Here is a 4517-nt window from a genome sequence, read left to right as displayed (position 1 = left end):
AAGGAGGTTGTCCAGCCATGGAACGCCTCGGAGGTGGGTGCCTTTGTCGCTGCGATGAAGAGTGACCGCCTGTTCGCGCCGTTGCTGCTGTCCGTGATGGGGCTCCGTCCGGCGGAGGTCTGCGGCCTGCGGTGGTCGGACATCGACCTGGCCGCAGCCACGCTCAGCATCGCCAACACCCGAACCATGCTGGGCAACCGCACGGTGGTGGAGAAGGACACGAAGAGCATGGCGGGGGAGCGTGTGTTGCCGATCCCGAGCCTCGTACGGGAAGCGCTGAAGACGTTCCGCGCCACGCAGGCAGTGGAACGCCTGGCGGCGGGCGAGGGGTACGAGGGCGGCGGGTATGTCCTCGTGGATGAACTTGGGTGCGCGCTGAACGGTCGGCAGCTTCGTACGCGGGCCTACAAAATAATGGACGCAAACGGCCTTCGCAGGGTCCGTCTGTACGATGCTCGGGCGTCTTGCCTCACGTACTTCGCGAACAACGGGGTGCCGGATCACCTGCTCGCCAGGTGGGCCGGACACACGAACGTGAAGACGACGAAGAAGTGGTACGTGAAGCCGGACGTGGCGGACCTGCTTCCGGCGGCGGAGGCATGGGGAGGTCTCGCAGGGGGCGTGTGACAGATCGTGACAGATGAAGGTGTGAACCCGTGACAGAAGGCAAGAGCGAGACGCTGCAATACCGCTTTGACGGGCCAGAACACCTACCAGTCCTGATCTTGGGCCCGTCTCTCGGTACCACATGGCACATGTGGGACCGGCAGGTTCCCGAGCTGGCGCAGCAGTGGAGGGTCTTCCGTTTCGACCTGCCCGGTCACGGGGGCGCCCCGGCCCACCCGGCGGGCTCCGTCGCCGACCTCACCGCACGGCTGCTGGCCACGCTCGACGGTCTCGGCGTGCAGCGCTTCGGCTACGCGGGCTGCGCGTTCGGCGGCGCCGTCGGCATCGAGCTGGCCCTGCGCCACCCCGAGCGGCTGGCGTCCCTCGCGCTGATCGCCGCCTCGCCGCGCTTCGGCACGGCCGACGAGTTCCGGCAGCGCGGCGTGATCGTCCGGACGAACGGGCTGGACCCCATCGCCCGCAGCGCGCCCGAGAGGTGGTTCACCGGAGGGTTCGCCGCGGCCCAGCCCGCGATCACCGAGTGGGCCGTGCAGATGGTGCGGACCACCGACCCCGGCTGCTACATCTCCGCCTGCGAGGCGCTCGCCGCGTTCGACGTGCGGGGCCTGCTCGGCCAGGTCGGCGTGCCGACCCTGGTCCTCGTCGGGTCCGACGACCAGGTCACCGGACCCGCCGAGGCCCGCACCCTGGTCGCCGGCATCCCCGACGCCCGCCTCGCCGTCGTCCCCGGCGCCTCCCACCTGGTCCCGGTCGAGCAGCCCGCGGCCGTCACCGACCTGCTGGTCCGGCACTTCAACACCGCCTGGCAGACCGCGCACGACGCCGCCACGGGCCAGACGCCCGTCCCACCCGCCGTCCACGCGGCCGTCCACCCCACCCCCGCGGTCCACCCCGCTCCCGCCGGCTCCGCGGCCCCCGTCCAGCCGGCCCTGGCCACCGCCCCCGTACCGCCGCAGGCCGCCCCCGTACCGGTACAGGCGGCCCCCGTGCCGCCGCAGACCGTCCCCGTGCCGCCGCAGGCCGCGCCCGCCCCGCCGAGGGTCGGTCCCGTCGCCGAGATCGCCCCGGCCGCCGTACCGCCCGAGACGCACGCGCAGGGACGGCCCGACCCCTACGACGCGGGGCTGAAGGTCCGCCGCGAGGTGCTCGGCGACGCGCACGTCGACCGGACGCTGGCGCAGGCCGACGAGTTCTCCGGGGACTTCCAGGAGTTCCTCACCCGGTACGCGTGGGGCGAGATCTGGGACCGGCCCGGCCTGGACCGCCGCACCCGCAGCTGCGTCACCCTCACCGCCCTCGTCGCGGGCGGCCACCTGGAGGAGCTCGCCTCCCACGTCCGGGCAGCCCTGCGCAACGGGCTCACCCCGGACGAGATCAAGGAGGTGCTGCTCCAGGCCGCCGTCTACTGCGGCGTACCGGCGGCGAACAGCGCCTTCCGGGTGGCCCAGCGGGTCGTCAGGGAGGAGACCACGCCGCCGGAGTGAGGACGCCCGGGGCCGTTCGCACCGTCCCGGGGCCGTTCGCACCACGGTGAGGCGCGGCGGCAGGATGGAGTCATGAAGCTCACCAAGAAGTCGCACGCCTGCGTCCGCCTCGAGAAGGACGGGCGCACGCTCGTCCTGGACCCCGGCGGGTTCAGCGAGGAGGACGCCGCCCTCGGCGCGGACGCCGTCCTCGTCACCCACGAGCACCCCGACCACTTCGACGAGCCGCGGCTGCGCGCCGCGATGGAGGCCAATCCGGCCGCCGAGATCTGGACGCTGAGGTCCGTCGCGGAAAAGATCTCGGCGGCGTTCCCGGGCCGCGTGCACACCGTCGGCCACGGCGACACCTTCACCGCCGCCGGCTTCGACGTACAGGTCCACGGCGAGCTGCACGCGGTGATCCACCCGGACATCCCGCGCGTCGGCAACGTCGGGTTCCTCGTGGACGGCGGCACGGTCTTCCACCCGGGCGACGCCCTCACCGTCCCCGACCACCCGGTCGAGACGCTGATGCTGCCCGTCATGGCCCCCTGGAACAAGATCTCCGAGGTCATCGACTACGTCCGCGAGGTGAAGCCGCAGCGCGCCTACGACATCCACGACGCGCTCCTCACCGACCTCGCCCGCCCCGTCTACGACCGCCAGATCGGGCAGCTGGGCGGCTCCGAGCACCTGCGGCTGGCCCCGGGGGAGTCCGCCCGGGTGTGAGCCGGCCGGGCGCCCCGCGACCGTACCGGGAGGGGCCGGATCGTCGGTCCCGCCGGGTAGGTTGGGGGACATGCGCATCGCCACCTGGAACGTGAACTCGATCACCGCCCGCCTGCCGCGGCTGCTCGCCTGGCTGGAGAGCAGCGGCACCGACGTACTGTGCCTCCAGGAGGCCAAGGTCGCCGAGGAGCAGTTCCCGTTCGACGAGCTGCGCGAGAAGGGCTACGAGGCCGCCGTGCACGCCACCGGACGGTGGAACGGCGTGGCGGTGCTCTCCCGCGTCGGCCTGACGGACGTGGTCAAGGGCCTGCCCGGCGGCCCGGACTACGACGGCGTCCAGGAGCCCCGCGCCGTTTCCGCGACCTGCGGCCCGGTCCGCGTCTGGTCGGTGTACGTGCCCAACGGCCGCGAGGTCGAGCACGCCCACTACGCCTACAAGCTCCAGTGGTTCGAGGCGCTGCGCGCGGCCGTCGCGGCCGACGCGGCCGGCAGCCGGCCGTTCGCCGTGCTGGGCGACTACAACGTGGCGCCGACCGACGACGACGTCCACGACCGCGCCGCCTTCGAGGGCTCCACCCACGTCACCCCCGCCGAGCGCGCCGCCCTCGCCTCCCTGCGGGAGACCGGGCTGTCCGACGTCGTGCCGCGCCCGCTGAAGTACGACCACCCCTTCACGTTCTGGGACTACCGTCAGCTCTGCTTCCCCAAGAACCGCGGCATGCGCATCGACCTGGTCTACGGCAACGAGCCGTTCGCCAAGGCCGTCACCGACGCCTACGTCGACCGCGAGGAGCGCAAGGGCAAGGGCGCCTCGGACCACGCGCCGGTCGTGGTCGACCTGGCCGTGTAGGCGCCCCTCGCCTCCCGCCCCAGGCGGAACCCGGCCCCGCGTGCCTGTGGTGCGCACGGCGGTACGAATGTCAGTCTGGGGGGATGCACTTCCCCTTCCTGGGCAGGCGGCGCGAGCCCGCACGGGTCCACGACCCGGACGGCATCGCCGAACTGCTCGCCGACTGTGATCTGCTCCGCTCGCAGGCGTCACGGGAGGGCGTCCGCCTCGACGACTCCGAGGCCTCGTTGGCGCGGCTCGACCAGATGCTGCCGCGCTGGCGCACCGACGAGGAGATCATGCCCTGGCTCGGCAACGACGCGGGTCTGTACCTGGGGACCGTGATCGTGCGCACGGTGCCCGGTGCCGCCTGGGTCATCCGGGCGGACGGCCGGCCGGTCGTCCGGCTCGCCTCGGGCCGCGAGTTCGACGTCGTGGCGTCCGGCTGCGCCTGGGCGGAGGACGGCGTACCCGAACTGTCCCAGCTGTACGCCGAGGTCTCGGAACCCTGACGCGGGAGAAGGGCTTCATGCCCGGATCCGGGAGGCCGCGGAATCACCGGGAAGATCACAGCATACGCACCCGTGTCCGGGGTAGGCGGTGGGTCGTCGGCCGATGAGTGGACAGTGACGGGGCCGATCGACAGGGAGGGCACATCATGGTGACGACGACCGTGCGGGCGACCGGGCAGCACACCGCGGGCATGCCGGAGATCGCGGACCCGTCCAAGGTGGCGCCCCGGGACGCGCGGGAGTTGTCGAGGCTGTTCTTCGACCAGCTGGCGGTCCTGGAGGAGGGCACCGCCGAGTACCAGTACGCGCGCAACACGCTGATCGAGATGAACATGTCCCTGGTCCGCTTCGCGGCCG

The 4517-nt window shown here is 72.3% G+C and carries 5 protein-coding genes and 1 pseudogene; all 6 read left to right on the top strand.

Going from position 1 to position 4517, the window contains the following annotated elements; translation table 11 throughout:
- Positions 1-627, top strand: a 627-nt coding sequence (locus JHAT_RS33205; protein ID WP_143660611.1) for a site-specific integrase, incomplete at its 5' end; no start/stop codon positions are given.
- Positions 628-755: 128 nt separating this feature from the next.
- Positions 756-2111: a 4-carboxymuconolactone decarboxylase gene (gene pcaC / locus JHAT_RS33200; RefSeq protein ID WP_375603605.1), complete on the top strand. Its 1356-nt coding sequence runs from the start codon at positions 756-758 to the stop codon at positions 2109-2111.
- A gap of 72 nt (positions 2112-2183) precedes the next feature.
- Complete coding sequence (locus JHAT_RS33195; protein WP_077801992.1) at positions 2184-2819, top strand: MBL fold metallo-hydrolase; 636 nt, start codon at positions 2184-2186, stop codon at positions 2817-2819.
- Positions 2820-2889: 70 nt separating this feature from the next.
- On the top strand, positions 2890-3669 hold the full coding sequence (locus tag JHAT_RS33190; RefSeq protein ID WP_077801991.1) for an exodeoxyribonuclease III: 780 nt from the start codon (positions 2890-2892) through the stop codon (positions 3667-3669).
- A gap of 83 nt (positions 3670-3752) precedes the next feature.
- Positions 3753-4160, top strand: coding sequence for a DUF6278 family protein (locus tag JHAT_RS33185; RefSeq protein WP_077801990.1), 408 nt, complete (start codon positions 3753-3755; stop codon positions 4158-4160).
- A 146-nt stretch (positions 4161-4306) separates the two neighbouring features.
- Positions 4307-4517: pseudogene (locus JHAT_RS33180) on the top strand (RNA polymerase sigma factor SigF); the annotation flags it as partial.

It is taken from the genome of Streptomyces sp. JHA26, from assembly GCF_002005565.1.
Lineage (GTDB): Bacteria > Actinomycetota > Actinomycetes > Streptomycetales > Streptomycetaceae > Streptomyces.
The sequence above is the reverse complement of the archived record's forward strand: the minus strand, read 5'-3'. Positions and strand labels throughout refer to the sequence as shown.